General features: G+C 56.1%; 13 protein-coding genes and 1 other RNA gene. 8 read left to right on the top strand and 6 right to left on the bottom strand.

The window, feature by feature from the left end; translation table 11 throughout:
* Positions 1-151: 151 nt before the first annotated feature.
* Entirely contained in the window at positions 152-1,198 is a 1,047-nt protein-coding gene (aroH, locus tag IM314_RS00005) for a 3-deoxy-7-phosphoheptulonate synthase AroH (RefSeq protein WP_028012834.1), read from the bottom strand.
* A gap of 152 nt (positions 1,199-1,350) precedes the next feature.
* Positions 1,351-2,184, bottom strand: coding sequence for a pyruvate, water dikinase regulatory protein (locus IM314_RS00010; RefSeq protein WP_028012835.1), 834 nt, complete (start codon positions 2,182-2,184; stop codon positions 1,351-1,353).
* Between the two features lie 335 nt (positions 2,185-2,519).
* On the opposite strand from IM314_RS00010, the gene ppsA reads away from it, so the two are divergent.
* The 3 genes from ppsA (at position 2,520) to IM314_RS00025 (ending at position 8,912) form a co-directional block, all read left to right on the top strand.
* The gene (gene ppsA / locus IM314_RS00015) at positions 2,520-4,898 is read left to right on the top strand and encodes a phosphoenolpyruvate synthase (RefSeq protein ID WP_041910413.1); all 2,379 of its coding nucleotides are present in this window, start codon (positions 2,520-2,522) and stop codon (positions 4,896-4,898) included.
* 234 nt (positions 4,899-5,132) lie between these two features.
* On the top strand, positions 5,133-6,533 hold the full coding sequence (locus tag IM314_RS00020; protein ID WP_163332439.1) for an MFS transporter: 1,401 nt from the start codon (positions 5,133-5,135) through the stop codon (positions 6,531-6,533).
* A gap of 3 nt (positions 6,534-6,536) precedes the next feature.
* Positions 6,537-8,912: a glycoside hydrolase family 3 N-terminal domain-containing protein gene (locus tag IM314_RS00025; RefSeq protein ID WP_193358355.1), complete on the top strand. Its 2,376-nt coding sequence runs from the start codon at positions 6,537-6,539 to the stop codon at positions 8,910-8,912.
* Positions 8,913-8,917: 5 nt separating this feature from the next.
* Here IM314_RS00025 and rprA read toward each other — a convergent pair.
* Together rprA and ydiK are read right to left on the bottom strand one after the other, a co-directional pair.
* Positions 8,918-9,025: antisense sRNA RprA (gene rprA / locus IM314_RS00030), an RNA gene on the bottom strand.
* A gap of 209 nt (positions 9,026-9,234) precedes the next feature.
* Positions 9,235-10,350, bottom strand: coding sequence for an AI-2E family transporter YdiK (gene ydiK, locus IM314_RS00035; protein WP_041910407.1), 1,116 nt, complete (start codon positions 10,348-10,350; stop codon positions 9,235-9,237).
* A gap of 198 nt (positions 10,351-10,548) precedes the next feature.
* Here ydiK and IM314_RS00040 point away from each other — a divergent pair, with 198 nt between their 5' ends.
* The 3 genes from IM314_RS00040 (at position 10,549) to IM314_RS00050 (ending at position 14,292) form a co-directional block, all read left to right on the top strand.
* The gene (locus IM314_RS00040; protein WP_193358354.1) at positions 10,549-13,605 is read left to right on the top strand and encodes an FAD-binding and (Fe-S)-binding domain-containing protein; all 3,057 of its coding nucleotides are present in this window, start codon (positions 10,549-10,551) and stop codon (positions 13,603-13,605) included.
* On the top strand, positions 13,602-14,012 hold the full coding sequence (menI, locus tag IM314_RS00045; RefSeq protein WP_028012841.1) for a 1,4-dihydroxy-2-naphthoyl-CoA hydrolase: 411 nt from the start codon (positions 13,602-13,604) through the stop codon (positions 14,010-14,012). The genes IM314_RS00040 and menI overlap by 4 nt, the downstream gene beginning before the upstream one ends.
* A gap of 85 nt (positions 14,013-14,097) precedes the next feature.
* Positions 14,098-14,292: a YdiH family protein gene (locus tag IM314_RS00050; protein ID WP_003857766.1), complete on the top strand. Its 195-nt coding sequence runs from the start codon at positions 14,098-14,100 to the stop codon at positions 14,290-14,292.
* Positions 14,293-14,342: 50 nt separating this feature from the next.
* Here the strand turns inward: IM314_RS00050 and IM314_RS00055 are convergent, their stop codons facing one another.
* Positions 14,343-14,972, bottom strand: coding sequence for a helix-turn-helix domain-containing protein (locus IM314_RS00055; protein WP_047365433.1), 630 nt, complete (start codon positions 14,970-14,972; stop codon positions 14,343-14,345).
* Between the two features lie 69 nt (positions 14,973-15,041).
* Entirely contained in the window at positions 15,042-15,701 is a 660-nt protein-coding gene (locus IM314_RS00060) for a helix-turn-helix domain-containing protein (protein WP_041910400.1), read from the bottom strand.
* A 419-nt stretch (positions 15,702-16,120) separates the two neighbouring features.
* Here IM314_RS00060 and IM314_RS00065 point away from each other — a divergent pair, with 419 nt between their 5' ends.
* Both IM314_RS00065 and IM314_RS00070 read left to right on the top strand, forming a co-directional pair.
* Positions 16,121-16,651, top strand: a complete 531-nt coding sequence (locus IM314_RS00065) for a fimbrial protein (protein WP_193358353.1) — start codon at positions 16,121-16,123, stop codon at positions 16,649-16,651.
* A 79-nt stretch (positions 16,652-16,730) separates the two neighbouring features.
* The gene (locus IM314_RS00070) at positions 16,731-17,408 is read left to right on the top strand and encodes a molecular chaperone (RefSeq protein WP_047365431.1); all 678 of its coding nucleotides are present in this window, start codon (positions 16,731-16,733) and stop codon (positions 17,406-17,408) included.
* Positions 17,409-17,444: the final 36 nt, after the last annotated feature.

Here is a 17,444-nt window from a genome sequence, read left to right on the forward strand (position 1 = left end):
GCGATGGTGCGGGACAATAAAAAATGGGCGGCAGCTTAGTCGTCAGATGTTGACTTTAAACACAGCTGCTCACCCCAACCCTCTCCCACCGGGAGAGTGAGAAGGGCGAGAACCGTAGGTCGGGTAAGCGCAGCGCCACCCGACGATAACATCAGAAGCGAGAATCAACCGCAGCTGCCAGCTTCTCCAGCAGCAGCTCGCTGTCTTCCCAGCTCAGGCACGGGTCGGTGATCGACTGACCGTATACCATCTGCTGGCCGGCAACGATTTTCTGCGTGCCTTCTTTGATAAAGCTTTCGGCCATGATCCCGGCAACGGCGGTCGAGCCGCTGCGGATCTGCTGACAGACCTCATCGCAGACGTCAAGCTGGCGGCGATGCTGCTTCTGGCAGTTGCCGTGGCTGAAATCTACCACCAGATGTTCCGGCAGGTCGAATTCGGCCAGCGTTTCACAGGCGGCAGCGATGTCTTGTGCATGGTAATTAGGCTTCTTCCCGCCGCGCATAATGATATGCCCATACGGGTTACCGCTGGTCTGGTAGATGGTCATATGGCCGTTCTTGTCCGGCGACAGGAACATATGGCTGGCACGCGAGGCGCGGATCGCATCGACCGCAATCCGCGTGTTGCCGTCGGTCCCGTTTTTGAAGCCGACCGGACAGGAGAGGGCTGAGGCCATCTCGCGGTGGATTTGGCTTTCGGTAGTGCGCGCGCCAATCGCGCCCCAGCTGATCAGATCGGCGATAAACTGCCCGGTCACCATGTCGAGAAACTCGGTGGCCGTCGGCACGCCCAGCTCGTTGACCTGCAACAGCAGCTTGCGCGCCAGCTCGATGCCGTGGTTTACGCGATAGCTGCCGTTAAGGTCAGGGTCGGAAATCAGCCCCTTCCAGCCCACCACGGTACGCGGTTTTTCAAAGTAGGTGCGCATCACAATCTCAAGGCGATGCTGGTATTTTTCCCGCAGCCCCTGAAGTCGTTTTGCATAATCCATCGCGGCATCCAGATCGTGGATGGAGCAGGGCCCAATCACCACCAGAAGACGCTTGTCTTCACCATTGAGGATTTTTTCAATGCGGCGGCGGGAGGCCGTCACATGTTCCGCGACCGCGGCGGAAACGGGGTGCCGCTCGGCCAGTTCAGCCGGGGTGACCAGGCTGTCTATGCGCGCCGTGCGGAGTTCATCGGTTTTATTCATGACTTGTCTCAGAAAATTTTTGCTTCATCGGCAGACTACCGGGAAGTGATGGGCATCACATTAAACCAATCCCTGCTGATTTCAAGTTCGGGGCGACACCGCCCCGCTGTTGAAAAGGATGATACATGAATCCGAGCTAATGTACTAGCTTATTAGTACATGCGGCGGTTAAGCCCCATGATGTCGAGAATTTTGGTGGCGATCTCTTCTACCGAATAGTTCGTGCTGTTAAGCCACGGGATCTGGTTTTTGCGGTACAGCGCTTCCACTTCGGAGACCTCCATGCGGCACTGGCGCATCGAGGCGTAGCGGCTGTTCTCGCGGCGCTCTTCGCGGATCGCCGCGAGACGTTCCGGGTTAATCGTCAGGCCGAACAGCTTGTGCTGCAGCGGCTTGAGCGCAGCAGGCAGCACCAGGTTATCCATATCGTCGGCAATAAAGGGGTAGTTTGCGGCGCGGATGCCGAACTGCATCGCCAGATAGAGGCTGGTCGGCGTTTTGCCGCAGCGCGACACGCCGAGCAAAATCACCTGCGCCTGGTCGAGGTTGCGCAGCGAGATCCCGTCGTCGTGCGCCAGGGTGTAATCGATGGCGGCAATACGCGCGTCATATTTGGTCAGGTTGCCGGGGTTCAGCCCGTGGGTTCGGTGGGCGATAGGCGTCGGGTCAAGCTTCAGTTCGCTCTGGAGCGGCGCCACCAGCGCCTGCACGATATCCTGGCAAAAGCCTTCACTTTGCAAAATGATGTGGCGAATCTCAGGAATAACGATGGAGTAGAACACCAGCGGGCGCACGCCGGTCTGCTGGAAGATGGCGTCAATCTGGTCTTTCACCGCTTTGGCACGGCTCTCATTTTCCACAAACGGCAGCGTGATGCTGTTAATCGAAACGGGGAATTGCGACATCACCGCGTGGCCCAGCACCTCGGCGGTGATCGCCGTACCATCAGAAATATAAAAAACGTGACGATCGACAGCATTATCCATTTTACCCACCCTGAATATCATACCTAATTGTCTGAAAGCATAAATTAAAAAAGTTAATTGCACAGCAAAGAAGTTATCTGAATTTAAAATGAAATGATGTTTTTGATTTTCCTGAAAAGCGGATTTCATTTTTCAAATAGCGACTTTATTTTTGTGGTTTCTGGCTGAATATAGAGGAATCATCAGCTTATTGGCTGGTGGGAAACTATCCGAAAAGTTGAAAATTTAAATTGCTTACACGATTCACCGTTTTTTTAGCGCAAATAATTATGCCAGTATAAATACGTAGTCAGGTGTTACTTACTCCGATCAAATATCACAAAAGGATTGTTTCGATGTCCAACAATGGCTCGTCACCGCTGGTGCTTTGGTATAACCAACTCGGCATGAATGATGTAGACAGAGTTGGGGGCAAAAATGCCTCCCTGGGTGAAATGATTACAAATCTGTCCGGTATGGGTGTCTCCGTACCAAACGGGTTTGCCACGACCGCCGACGCGTTTAACCTGTTTTTAGACCAGAGCGGTGTAAACCAGCGCATTTACGACCTGCTGGATAAAACGGATATTGATGACGTCACCGAGCTTGCCAAAGCCGGGGCGCAGATCCGCCAGTGGATCATCGACACACCTTTCCAGCCGGAACTGGAAAAAGCTATCCATGACGCGTACAACCAGCTCTCCGCTGACGACGCGCAGGCCTCCTTTGCCGTCCGTTCTTCCGCGACCGCAGAAGACATGCCGGACGCGTCGTTTGCCGGGCAGCAGGAAACCTTCCTGAACGTTCAGGGCTACGATGCGGTGCTGGTGGCGGTGAAGCACGTATTTGCTTCCCTGTTCAACGACCGCGCCATCTCCTATCGCGTGCACCAGGGCTATGATCATCGCGGCGTGGCGCTCTCCGCGGGCGTGCAGCGCATGGTGCGCTCGGACGTGGGTTCCTCCGGCGTGATGTTCTCCATTGATACCGAATCCGGCTTCGACCAGGTGGTGTTCATCACCTCCGCGTGGGGCCTGGGTGAGATGGTGGTGCAGGGCGCGGTGAACCCTGACGAATTCTACGTACACAAGCCTACGCTTGCCGCGGGCCGTCCGGCGGTGGTGCGCCGCACCATGGGCTCGAAAAAAATCCGCATGATTTATGCCCCAACCCAGGAGCATGGCAAGCAGGTTAAGATTGAAGATGTGCCGCAGGAGCAGCGCGACCGCTTCTCCCTGACCGACGCCGAAGTGCAGGAGCTGGCGAAGCAGGCGGTGCAAATTGAGAAACACTATGGCCGTCCGATGGATATCGAATGGGCGAAAGACGGGAACACCGGCAAGCTGTTTATCGTGCAGGCGCGCCCGGAAACCGTCCGCTCACGCGGTCAGGTGATGGAGCGTTATACGCTGCACGCGCAGGGTAAAATCGTGGCGGAAGGCCGCGCCATCGGTCACCGCATCGGTGCCGGTCCGGTCAAAGTGATCCACGACATCAGCGAGATGAACCGTATTGAGCCAGGCGACGTGCTGGTGACCGACATGACCGACCCGGACTGGGAACCGATCATGAAGAAAGCGTCGGCCATCGTCACCAACCGCGGCGGCCGTACCTGCCACGCGGCGATCATTGCCCGCGAGCTGGGGATCCCGGCGGTGGTAGGCTGCGGTGATGCCACCGAGCGCATGAAGGACGGGCAGAACGTGACCGTCTCCTGTGCCGAAGGCGACACCGGCTACGTCTACGCCGATATCCTTGACTTCAGCGTGAAGAGCTCCAGCGTGGATACCATGCCGGATCTGCCGCTGAAGATCATGATGAACGTGGGTAACCCGGACCGCGCGTTTGACTTCGCCTGCCTGCCGAACGAAGGCGTTGGTCTGGCGCGTCTGGAATTCATCATTAACCGCATGATCGGCGTTCACCCGCGCGCGCTGCTGGAGTTTGACGACCAGGACACGAAGCTGCAGAACGAAATCCGCGAGATGATGAAAGGCTACGACTCGCCGAAAGAGTTCTACGTCGGTCGTCTGACCGAAGGGATCGCCACGCTGGGTGCCGCCTTCTATCCGAAACGGGTGATCGTGCGTCTGTCAGACTTTAAGTCTAACGAATACGCCAACCTGGTGGGCGGCGAGCGCTACGAGCCGGAAGAAGAGAACCCGATGCTGGGCTTCCGCGGGGCCGGACGCTACGTGTCCGACAGCTTCCGCGACTGCTTCGCGCTGGAGTGCGAGGCGGTGAAACGCGTGCGCAACGACATGGGGCTGACCAACGTCGAAATTATGATCCCGTTCGTGCGTACCGTGGATCAGGCGAAAGCGGTGGTGGACGAGCTGGCGCGTCAGGGCCTGAAGCGCGGCGAAAACGGTCTGAAGATCATCATGATGTGTGAGATCCCGTCCAACGCCCTGCTGGCCGAGCAGTTCCTGGAGCACTTCGACGGCTTCTCTATCGGCTCGAACGACATGACTCAGCTGACGCTGGGCCTGGACCGCGACTCCGGCGTGGTTTCCGAGCTGTTCGACGAGCGTAACGAGGCGGTGAAAGCGCTGCTTTCCATGTCCATCCGCGCGGCGAAGAAGCAGGGTAAATATGTCGGGATTTGCGGTCAGGGTCCATCCGACCATGAAGACTTTGCCGCCTGGCTGATGGAAGAGGGGATTGACAGCCTCTCCCTGAACCCGGACACGGTAGTGCAAACCTGGCTGAGCCTGGCGGAACTGAACAAGTAACGGCAACACGATCGCAAAAAGGCGAGGATTTTATTCCTCGCCTTTTTTATTTCACCTCTAATTTGCTCCCCATCACAAATAATCTAAAAAACCAAATATCATAATTTGTCTGTTAATTAAGACAATTGTTAGTGCGCAACGCGTTGCTAATACTTGAGCCTTACTGCGCATTTCCCTTCAGATGATGCGCAACTGGTTGAAATACGTTTTAACCTGATAAAAAGGCAAATAACAATGACACTCTCCTCTGTATTGCGTACCAAAGATAAAATAGGTTATGGCTTAGGTGATATGGCCAGCGCGCTGGTCTGGCAAACGGCCACATTATTTCTTGCTTATTTCTATACCGACGTTTTTGGTTTGCCTGCCGCGATCATGGGTACCATGTTTTTAGTGGTGCGCGTGGTTGATGCGTTTGTCGACCCGTGCATTGGCGCCCTGGTGGATCGCACCCAGACGCGTCACGGTCGTTTCCGTCCCTGGCTGCTGTGGTTTGCTATTCCCTTTGGCGTAAGCTGCCTTATTACCTTCTACGTACCGGACGTCGGGCCGACGGCAAAAATTGTTTATGCCTGCGCGACCTACGCGATTTTAAGTCTGATTTACTCCGCCATTAACGTGCCTTACTGCGCCATGCCTGGGGCGCTGACGCTGGATCCGCGCGAGCGTCACTCCCTGCAATCGTGGCGCTTTGGCCTGTCATTTATTGGTGGGTTGATCGTAACGGTTATCGCTCTGCCGCTGGTCTCATTGTTGGGCCAGGGCAACGTGCAGAAAGGCTATTTCTTTGCCATGAGCCTGATGGGGCTGCTGGGAATTGTGCTGTTCTTTTGCTGTTTCCTGATGACCCGCGAACGTTATTCCCCGCGCAATGATACCTCCGGCTCCATGCTCACCGATTTAAAACTGCTGGCCGGTAACAGCCAGTGGCGCATTGTGTTTGTGTTTAATATTTTGCTGTTAACGGCGGTGGTGACGCGCGGCTCTGCCACCATGTATTACGTCAACTATGTACTGTTGCGCCCGGAGCTGGTTTTTGCCTTTATTGTTTCTGGCATGGTGGCCTCGCTAAGCGGCGCGTTATTATCTGAACGCCTGCTGGGAAAATTTGACCGCGTACGCGCTTATCAGTGGACGATAATGTCCTTCGTCATTTTCGGCGCGCTGATTTTCTTCCTGCCGCCTTCGCAGGTGTGGCTAATTTTTGGCCTTAACATCGTCTTTAGCTTTATTCAAAACCTCACCACGCCGCTCCAGTGGACCATGTTCTCTGATGTGGTCGACTACGAAGAGCATCGCAGCGGCCGCCGTCTGGACGGGCTGGTCTTCTCTACCGCACTGTTCGCCATCAAGTTTGGCCTGGCGCTGGGCGGGGCGGTGGTCGGCTGGGTGCTCGGCATGGTGGATTACGCCCCGGGCCAGGCAGCCCAGGCGCCACACGTGCTCTCCACCATCAACGCGCTGTTCACCCTTATTCCGTGCGCGCTGTTCCTCTGCATGGTGGCACTGCTTTCCATCTACAAGCTCAACAGCCGGCTGGTGGATTCCATCGCCCGGGAGCTGGCCAGCAAGCGTGAGGTAAGACCCGACGCGGAGCAGCTCAGCCCGGCAACCCCTTCCGCACTACAGGAGTAAAATATGACTGCTATCTATAAGGACGCGGGACGTCCCGTGCACGAGCGCGTCGCTGATTTACTGGCATGCATGACCCCGGAAGAGAAGTTCGCCCAGATGCACGCCTACTGGCTGATCCTCGATGAAAACGGCAACCACCGGGAGCGCAGCGATTTGAGCGACGAATTCGCCGGCGTCAGCGAGCAGGCGGCGCTGAGCGAACGGCTAAAACTGGGCGTCGGGCAGATCACCCGTCCGCTCGGCACCCACATCGTTGACGCGAAAACCGGGGTGCGCGCGGCTAACCGCCTGCAGCGCATGATGATGGAAGAGACGCGTCTCGGCATTCCGGCGCTGTTCCACGAGGAGTGCCTGGTGGGGCTGCTGTGCAAAGACGCCACGCTGTTCCCGTCCTCGCTCAACTACGGCTCGACCTGGGACCCGGAACTGGTGCAGCGCGCGGCAGAGCAGATCGGCAAAGAGGCGCGTTCCGTCGGTTGCCAGCAGGGGCTGGCCCCGGTGCTGGACGTTTCCCGCGACGTCCGCTGGGGGCGAACCGAAGAGACCTTCGGCGAAGATCCCTGGCTGGTGGGGGTGATGGCGACCGCCTACGTCAGAGGATTACAGGGTGATAAACGCGATCTGCTGGCGACGCTCAAGCACTACGTCGGCCACTCGTTTAGCGAAGGGGCGCGCAACCATGCGCCGGTACATCTGGGCTTTAGCGAACTGAACGACACCTTCCTGCTGCCGTTTGAAATGGCGGTCAAGCTGGCCAATGCCGGGTCGGTGATGCCCGCCTACCACGATATCGACAATCAGCCGGGGCACAGCGACAGCTTCCTGCTGACCACCGTCCTGCGCGAACAGTGGGGCTTCGACGGAATTATCGTCGCGGATTACGGCGGCGTCAGCCTGCTGCACCAGCATCACGGTGTGTCCCACGATGCGGCCGAATCCGCCGCGCTGGCCTTTAACGCCGGGCTGGACGTCGAGCTGCCGAAAGATGACTGCGCACGCCATCTGGCGGACGCCGTTGAGCGCGGGCTGATCTCTATGGCCAAAGTGGATGAGATCGTGGCGCGCGTGCTGACGGAGAAATTCCGTCTGGGCCTGTTTGAAAACCCGTACGCAGATGAAAACGGTATCGATCTGCAAAATGATTTGACCCGACAGATCGCGCGAGAGGTGGCGACAAAATCGGTCACGCTGCTGGAAAACAACGGCATTTTACCGCTCGGCGGTAAGCCCCGCGTGGCGCTTGTGGGGCCGACGGCAGACGATCCGCTGGCGTTACTGAGCGGCTACAGCTTCCCGGTACATCTGATCATCAGCGATATGGTGGAAGAGACCTCGCAGGTGACGACCCCGCGCGCGGCGCTGGAGCAGTATCTCGGGGCATCGAACGTCCGCTATGCCAAAGGGTGTCACATCATCGAGAAACGGATGGCGGGTGCGCCGGTCTTCCCGGGCGATAGCGGCGGTAAGCCGATGCAGCAATCGCCGGTCTCGCACAGTACTGCATTGATCCCCGAGGCCGTGAACGCGGCGCAGGAGAGTGACGTGGTGGTGGCCTGCGTGGGCGATCTTGCCGGGCTGTTCCAGAGCGGAACCGTGGGGGAAGGTTCCGACACCGACTCCCTGAATCTGCCGGGCGTGCAGCAACAGCTGCTGGACGCGCTGGTGGCGACGGGCAAACCGGTGATTGTCGTGATGACCGGCGGCCGTCCGTACAACCTACAGGGGCTGGAGGATAAGATTGCAGCGCTGATCGTGGCGTGGGCGCCCGGGCAGGAAGGGGGCTGGGCGATCGCGGACGTGCTAACGGGACGCGCTGAGCCGCAGGGGCGTCTGGTGGTGAGCGTGCCGAAAAGCGCCGGGGCCATGCCGTATTACTACAATCACAAGCTCAAAAGCGGCGGCACGCCGTTTGCGTTCCACTTCGGTTCACGTTATCCGTTTGGCTTCGGCCTCGGCTGGACGACGTTTAGCTGGGGGGCTGCCCGCGTAGCTGAAACCAGCGCGCCGGTTGACGGCGAGGTGACGCTAAGCGTGGCTATCACCAATACCGGCGAGCGCAGCGGCAGCGAGGTGGTGCAGGTCTACGTGCGGGACAAGGTCGCCACCCAGGTGCGCCCGCTTCAGGAGCTTAAGGCCTTCCAGCGCGTCATGCTCTCGCCGGGCGAAACCGCCACGCTCACCTTCACGCTGCCGGTTGAGATGTTCAACTTCACCCGCCGTGACGGCAAGCGCATCGTTGAGCCGGGCGAGTTTGAACTGCAGATTGGCGCATCGTCGGCGGATATCCGCCAGGCGGTGACGGTCAATGTGACGGGGGAAACGCGGGTGCTGCCTGCTGAGTGGCGGATGCTCAGTGCCTGTGAGGTTAAGCGCGCGTAGTCAGGATAAAAAAAAGCCCATCGTGGGAGATGGGCAAAGACTACACACAGCAATTCGTTGTTTCACTCAGGGGATTTCCATGCTTATAAATCAAGGTGTTGATTTATAACCGTGAGCTAATAGTAGGCATGTCCGCTTTTAGCGTCGATCGGATTCGTCTCAATAGTTAAAGAGATATAAAGATTTCTTGAGGTTATGAGCAGATTGAGTGCAGAAATTGCGGGTCTGACCAGTGAGCAACGAATAAATACTTTAGCGGCGTTAAAGTATTGTGAGGGAGAGTGTAGGCCGGGTGCGCGTTAGCGCCGCCCGGCAAAAAAACTTAATGCGTGTTCTTCTCTTCCAGCTCTTCCAGTTCGCTCAAAATCACGTCCGGGTCGGTTCCAGGCGGCGGCACTTCATGAACCCAGGCGGAGAACAGACGCCAGGTAACGGCAAGCAGCACCGGGCCAATGAACAGACCGATCATCCCGAAAGCAATTAACCCGCCGATAACCCCGGAGAGGATTAGGATCAGCGGCAGGTCCGCACCCATGCGGATGAGAATGGGGCGAATCACGTTATCCATGGTGCCAACCACGCAGCTCCAGACCAGCAGAACCGTTCCCCACGTGGTATCACCCGTCCAGTAAAGCCAGATAATGCTCGGAACCAGTACCAGCAGCGGCCCCAGTTGTGCAAGGCAGGTCATCAGCATGACTACGGTAAAGACGGTGGCGTACGGTACGCCGGAAATCGCCAGGCCGATACCGCCCAGCACCGCCTGCACCAGCGCCGTCACCACGACGCCCAGGGCGACCGCGCGCACGGCCTGCGCGGCCAGCAGCACCGCGGCGTCACCCCGTTTTCCCGCCAGGCGGGTGGCAAAGTGACGAACGCCTAAAGCCACCTGCTCACCGCGCCAGTAAAGCAGGGCGCTGAAGACCAGCATCAGGGTACAGTGCATCATAAAGCGGCCGATATGTGCGGCCTGACCGACAAACCAGGTGGTGGTGGTGCCAATATACGGACGCACTTTCGCCATCAGCGCGCTGCCGCCCATCTCCAGCAGGCTATGCCAGCCGCTGTAAAGTTTAGCGCCCACGACCGGAATGCTGTTCAGCCAGCCGAGGTCCGGCAGCGTGAGATCGCCGCTGGTCACGGCGCGGATCACCGGGCCGCTGGAGTCGACGAGACTGTTTACCAGCAACGCAATCGGAATAATAAACAGCAGGAACAGCAGCAGCGTCATGACCAGCACCGCTAACCCGCGGCGGCCGAACAGCAGCTTCTGCAAACGCAGCAGCAGAGGCCACGTGGCAACGACAACGGTCGCGGCCCATGCGAAGCCAAGAATAAAGGGTTGAACAATCCACAGACACGCAATAATCATGAGGGCCAGGAACAGCACCGACAGCAAAATTTGCGCAACATCCCTGGGCTGGCGAAGATTGACCATAAATGAAACTTTCCTTAAAAGAACGCCAGTACCACTGGCGGGAACGGAAAACCGCGTCTCTCTAATCATTAGCGATCGCAGCGGTTTTTGACAGGCGAATTCTGCCTGTAATTCAGCAGAGATTATAAGAAAAAAATGTGATAAAACTTTTAAGATACACGCAAACGATTCCCACAACTCTAATTAGGGTCGACAGTAATGATCCCACAGATTTCTCAGGCACCTGGCATCGTTCAGCTGGTGCTTAATTTTTTGCAGGCACTGGAGCAACAGGGTTTTACAGGTGATACCGCCACGAACTATGCCGACAGGCTGACGATGGCAACCGATAACAGTATCTACCAGCTTCTTCCCGATGCCGTGGTTTTCCCGCGTTCAACGGCCGACGTGGCGCTTATCGCCCGGCTGGCAACGCAGGAGCGGTTTGCCTCTCTGGTCTTCACACCGCGCGGCGGTGGCACCGGAACCAACGGTCAGGCGCTGAACCAGGGCATCATTATTGATATGTCGCGCTATATGAACCGCATCATTGAGATCAACCCCGAAGAGGGGTGGGTGCGGGTCGAAGCGGGCGTTATCAAAGATCAGCTTAATCAGTACCTCAAGCCTTACGGCTACTTTTTTGCCCCTGAACTCTCCACCAGCAACCGAGCAACCATCGGGGGGATGATCAACACCGATGCCTCCGGGCAGGGGTCGCTGGTCTACGGTAAAACCTCCGATCACGTGCTGGGCGTGCGGGCAGTATTGTTAGGCGGCGATATCCTTGATACCCAGCCGATGCCGGTCGAACTGGCGGAAACGTTGGGTAAAGATAACACCACCAGCGGGCGCATCTACCGCACCGTGCTGGAGCGCTGCCGCGACAACCGCCAGCTTATTCTCGATAAGTTCCCCAAACTAAACCGCTTCCTGACCGGGTACGACCTGCGTCACGTCTTTAACGACGACCTGACCCAGTTTGATTTAACCCGCGTGCTCACCGGCTCCGAAGGAACGCTGGCGTTTATTACCGAGGCGCGACTGGATATCACCCGCCTGCCGAAGGTGCGTCGCCTGGTGAACGTCAAATATGACTCCTTCGATTCCGCGCTGCGCAATGCGCCGTTTATGGTGGAAGCGAAAGCGCTGTCGGTGGAAACGGTTGACTCCAAAGTGCTCAACCTGGCACGGGAAGATATTGTCTGGCACTCCGTCAGCGATCTCATTACCGACGTGCCGGATAAAGAGATGCTCGGCCTCAATATCGTGGAGTTCGCTGGCGACGATGCGGCGCTGATTGAGAGCCAGGTCACCACGCTGTGCCAGCGGCTGGATGAGCTGATTGCGCAGGGCGAAGGCGGCGTGATCGGCTGGCAGCTTTGTAACGATCTGGCCGGGATTGAGCGTATCTATGCGATGCGTAAAAAAGCCGTGGGTCTGCTCGGCAATGCGAAAGGGGCGGCGAAGCCGATTCCCTTTGCCGAAGATACCTGCGTGCCGCCTGAGCATCTGGCGGATTATATCGTCGAGTTTCGCGCCCTGCTGGACAGCCACGGTCTGAGCTACGGCATGTTCGGCCACGTCGATGCCGGGGTGCTTCACGTGCGTCCGGCGCTGGACATGTGCGACCCGCAGCAGGAGATCCTGATGAAGCAGATCTCCGACGACGTCGTTGCCTTGACCGCCAAATACGGCGGTCTGCTGTGGGGGGAGCACGGGAAAGGGTTCCGCGCGGAATACAGCCCGGCGTTCTTCGGGGAGCAGCTTTACGCGGAGCTGCGCAAGGTCAAAGCGGCGTTCGACCCGGATAACCGCCTCAATCCGGGGAAAATCTGCCCGCCTGAAGGGGTGGACGCGCCGATGCTCCAGGTGGATGCCGTTAAGCGCGGTACGTATGACAGACAGATCCCGATTGCGGTGCGCTCGTCCTGGCGCGGCGCGATGGAGTGTAACGGCAACGGCCTGTGCTTTAACTTTGACGTGAAAAGCCCGATGTGCCCGTCAATGAAAATCACCAGCAACCGCATTCACTCGCCGAAAGGGCGTGCGACGCTGGTGCGCGAGTGGCTGCGTCTGCTGGCGGACCGTGGCGTCGATCCCCTGAAGCTGGAGCAGGAGCTGCCGGAAAAACGGGCCAGCCTGCGCTCGCTGATTGAGCGCACCCGCAACAGCTGGCATGCCAATAAGGGCGAGTATGATTTCTCCCATGAGGTGAAAGAGGCGATGTCCGGCTGTCTGGCCTGTAAAGCCTGCTCTACCCAGTGCCCGATTAAAATCGACGTGCCGGAATTCCGCTCGCGCTTCCTGCAGCTCTACCACACCCGCTATCTGCGCTCGGTGCGCGATCATCTGGTGGCGACGGTGGAAAGCTACGCGCCGCTGATGGCGCGCGCGCCGAAGACCTTCAACTTCTTTATCAATCAGCCGCTGGTGCGCAAGCTTTCCGAAAAGCATATCGGCATGGTCGATCTGCCGTTGCTGTCGGTGCCGTCGCTGCAGCGCCAGCTCGTCGGCCACCGCTCGGCGAACATGACCCTGGAACAGCTCGAAGCGCTTACTCCTGAGCAAAAAGCGAAGGTGGTGCTGGTGGTCCAGGATCCGTTCACCAGCTACTACGACGCGCAGGTGGTCGCTGACTTCATCCGCCTGGTTGAAAAACTGGGCTATCAGCCGGTAGTGCTGCCGTTCTCGCCAAACGGCAAGGCCCAGCACATTAAAGGCTTCCTGAACCGCTTTGCGAAAACGGCGCAAAAAACCGCTGATTTTCTCAACCGGATCGCCGAACTTGGGATGCCGATGGTCGGCGTCGATCCGGCGCTGGTGCTTTGCTATCGCGATGAATACAAGCAGACGCTGGGTGATAAGCGCGGCGATTTCCACGTCATGCTGGTGCACGAGTGGCTGCCGGCAGCCCTGGAAGAGAAGGCCATTCAGGAGGCTGGCGGTGAACCGTGGTATCTGTTCGGACACTGTACGGAAGTGACGGCGCTGCCCGGCGCCCCGGCGCAATGGGCGTCTATTTTTGCGCGTTTCGGCGCGAAGCTGGAGAGCGTCAGCGTGGGCTGCTGCGGTATGGCGGGCACCTACGGCCACGAGGTGAAAAACCACGCCAACTCGCTCGGCATCTATGAGCTGTCGTGGCATCAGGCGATGCAGCGATTGCCAAGAAACCGCTGCCTGGCGACGGGCTACTCCTGCCGCAGCCAGGTGAAACGGGTTGAGGGTAACGGCGTACGCCACCCATTACAGGCTTTACTGGAGATAATTGGATGATCTGGAAACGTGCCGTCACGCTGCAGGCGCTAAACGCCATGGGCGAGGGGAATATGGTGGGGCTACTGGATATCCAGTTCACCCGCATTGGGGAAGACGATCTGGAGGCGACGATGCCTGTCGATAGCCGCACCCATCAGCCGTTTGGCCTGTTGCACGGCGGGGCTTCCGTCGTGCTGGCGGAAACCCTGGGCTCCGTCGCGGGATATCTCTGCACCGAAGGCGAACAGAAGGTGGTCGGGCTTGAGGTGAATGCCAACCACATTCGCTCGGTGCGCAGCGGGCGCGTGCGCGGTATCTGCCGCGCGCTGCACGCTGGTAGCCGCCACCAGGTGTGGCAGATTGATATTCTCGACGAGCAGGATCGCCTGTGCTGCTCGTCGCGTCTGACGACGGCGGTCGTGTAAAGTTTTCAGATGAATTGCCTTTGGTCAAAAACTAGCCAGCATGTTGTGATATACTGGTCAGGATTTGTACATAAGCGAGGACATCATGGATACTGAAATAACCCCAACACAGCTGGCAATTGAATATTTACGTCGCGATAAGAGCAACCTGTCTCCGGCGCAGTACCTGAAAAAGCTGAAACAGCTTGAGCTGGAGTTCACGGATCTGCTGGCGCTCTCTTCGAATGAACTGAAAGAAGAGATCTACTTTGCCTGGCGGTTGGGCGTTCACGTCCATTGAGTGAGTGTTGTTGAACAGGCCGCGAGTGCGGCCTTTTTTGTGTCTGACATTCAGTATTTAGCGGGGAGCTTGTTGATTTTAATAAGCCTGCCTTCTTCCATTTCGATAAATCCGCCGGTTTTTAAATCCGCCAGAATGCGCATTACGCCGCTGCGGGAGAGCTGGGTTTTCTCCCGAATATACCTTTCCGCCGTTACGCTGCTGCGATAACTTTCATCTTCCTCCATCAGCTTTATGAGCTGCTGGCGAATCATCTCATACGCCGTCGGTGCGCCCTGCGGCATCACGTTGTTATAAAGCCGGCTATAGACAAACATCAGTTGTTTCGAGAGCAGCCCCCATAGCGCCTTTTCCTTGATAATCTCATTCACCCGTTCGGTGGTGAGTGTTCCTATCAGGCACGGGCTAACGGTCTTCAGGTAATCATTGAAATAGATATCTGTCAGATTAGCGAGACCGAAAAGGGCGGGGCTGCGGGCCGTGGAGAGCATCATGTCGTCGCTTCTTCTGTAGATAGCGACCGTCCCCTCAAGAATTAAATAGCACATTCCCTGACCGTTGATCTGAAGATCGAGCCGCTCACCGCGAGCGGTGCGTCGCGTTGTGCAATCAGGCAGTAAGTGAGAAATAAGCTCTTGTGCGTAGGGCGAGCCACGGTGAGACGTTTCTGGAAGGGACATGGTAGCCGGTAACCTTAAAAATAACCTGGCTAATTATAGCGTTTCTCGCCGGGACAGGCACGGTGGCAATCAATATTTGCGTGGCAGATGGTGAATTTCAAGCAGCACGCCGCGCTCCATGGTGATGTACTTCCCGGTCCGCAGTTCCGACAGAATACGCATAATTCCGCTACGTGAAAGATACGTACGGCTTTTTATGTAGGCTGCCGCCGTCGTATTTTGCCGTACGGCGTCCGGCTCCTGCATCAGCTCAACAAGCTGGAAGCGGATGATATCGTAAGCAGACATTTGCGATATTTGTGCACAATGTTCGTATACCCGCGAGGCGGTATAAATAAGCAGCCTGGAGAAGTGTTCCCATAAATCGTGCTGCGACACAATTTGATTGAAACTCTCCAGCGACACGCGTGCGATCTCGGCGGTCTCCAGCGCCCGGACGTACAGGTGCTCAGAGGAAAACTGGCTGCTGACGCCCAGAATAAACGGCGCAGATTCAGAATTTAACACAATGCCGTCGCCGCGACGATGAAGCGCTACGCTGCCCTGAATAAGCAAAAAGCACTGTCGGACATCATCTTTATAATAATGCACCGTCTCCCCCCGGCTGATGATCATTCTGCTGGCCGCGGGCAACACGTGCTTAATCAGCGCGTCTATGTGGGCGAAAGGCTTTAAATCCAGAACGGAGAGCTGGTAATTATTCAGTGGGGTGGACAAGCGTGTATTCATTAAGATACCTCACATCGACTTCGTATGTGATCAAATTTTGATCTGCGCAAAGAATTATCTTAAAAATGAAGAGCTCAGGGAATATTCCGACGAGGTCTAAAAGTAGACCCTCCTATCCTTGAGGACTAACCTGCTGAATAAAAACAAAAAGCCGGCCGAGTCTAATAATAGACCTTCATTATAAAAGATGAGATTTTCCTGTAGTAGATGTTGATTTTTCGTTAAATCAGAGTCCAGAGCTAGACCATCTAAAAGTTGTATTCATTAAAATGATTATATAAATTTTAACCAGTCAGTCAGGAAGGCCTTAAGCCATTCAGCGAAAAATAAAAGAATCCTTAGCGATTCTTTTATCGGTCTTCTGCTGCTTGAATTTCAATAATAAATAAAGTTATCCCGTAAACAGGAATATGAACATTATGAAAAAGAGTATTATTTTAGCGATGGTTGCGACGGGTTCAGCCTTAATGATGGGCAATGCTCTCGCCGCCGCAGGAATCGTTAATTTTAATGGTAACATCCTCGATTCAGCCTGTGACGTGGCGGTAGCCTCTCAAAACCAGGTGGTCGTATTAGGCGATTATTATAAAACAGAATTCCCGACGACGGGTTCCAGAACGGCGGCAACGAAATTCGATATTATTCTGAAGAACTGCCCGGTTACGGTCACCAGTGCTAAAGTTCGTTTTGACGGTACGCCCGATCTGTCTAATGCCGATCTGCTGGCGATTGATACATCTGTCGCCGGTGCGGCAACGGGTGTCGCCATTAATTTGATGACCGCTGATAAAGCCGATCTGCCATTGCACGGCAGCAACGGCTACAACTATGTACTGAGCAGCACCGCTGACAATACGCTGAATTTCTACGCACAGTATATTTCAACGGCGGCATCGGTAACGGCCGGTCCTGCCAACTCCGTCGCTAACTTCTCCGTTGTTTACAACTAGTCATTAAGCAGAACAAGAGTCAGCTCCGCGAGGCGCTGCGCGGGGGCATAAACTGCCCCCTTGTTTTAAGAGGTCCAAAATGAATTTTATTAGCAAAACCCTGCTGAGTGCGGCGGTTATTACTGTATCTGTTTCGCATGCTTATGCCGGGGTTATTATTGGTGGTACCCGTGTAATTTTTGATGGCGGGAAAAAAGAGGCATCCATAAGTGTAAACAATGCGGATACCGCCCCTTATTTAATCCAGTCCTGGGTCGACATGCCAGAGGGTAATGCTAATAAAGCACCTTTTATCGTCACGCCACCTTTGTACAGACTGAACGGCGGCCAGCAAAATATTGAACGGATTTTAATTTCCGGCTCATTGCCGCAGGATATAGAAAGCCTCTTCTGGTTAAATATTAAAGCGATACCTTCAGCGAGCAAACAGGAAAACTCGTTACAAATTGCCGTTAAAACACGTATTAAGCTTATTTATCGCCCGACAAGCCTGAAGGCGTCAACACCGGAAGAACAGGCGAATAAATTAACCTGGTCCCGGAGCGGAAACAACCTTCAGGTCACAAATCCTACACCGTATGTGATCAACTTTAATGAAATAAGCGTCGGCGGTAAAAGGCTGGAGGATGTTTCCTGGGTTGCACCTGGCGCAGTGGCAGCATTTCGCTTACCGCCAGGCGTTAATGGCAATCAGATCGTATTTAAAGTGATTAACGATTATGGCAGCCCGGGAATAATACATCAGGCCAGCTTTTAGTTCCTGAGAAAAGTGGCATCCGCAATATCGAGTCAG

It is taken from the genome of Enterobacter cloacae complex sp. P42RS (assembly GCF_014930595.1).
Lineage (GTDB): Bacteria > Pseudomonadota > Gammaproteobacteria > Enterobacterales > Enterobacteriaceae > Enterobacter > Enterobacter bugandensis.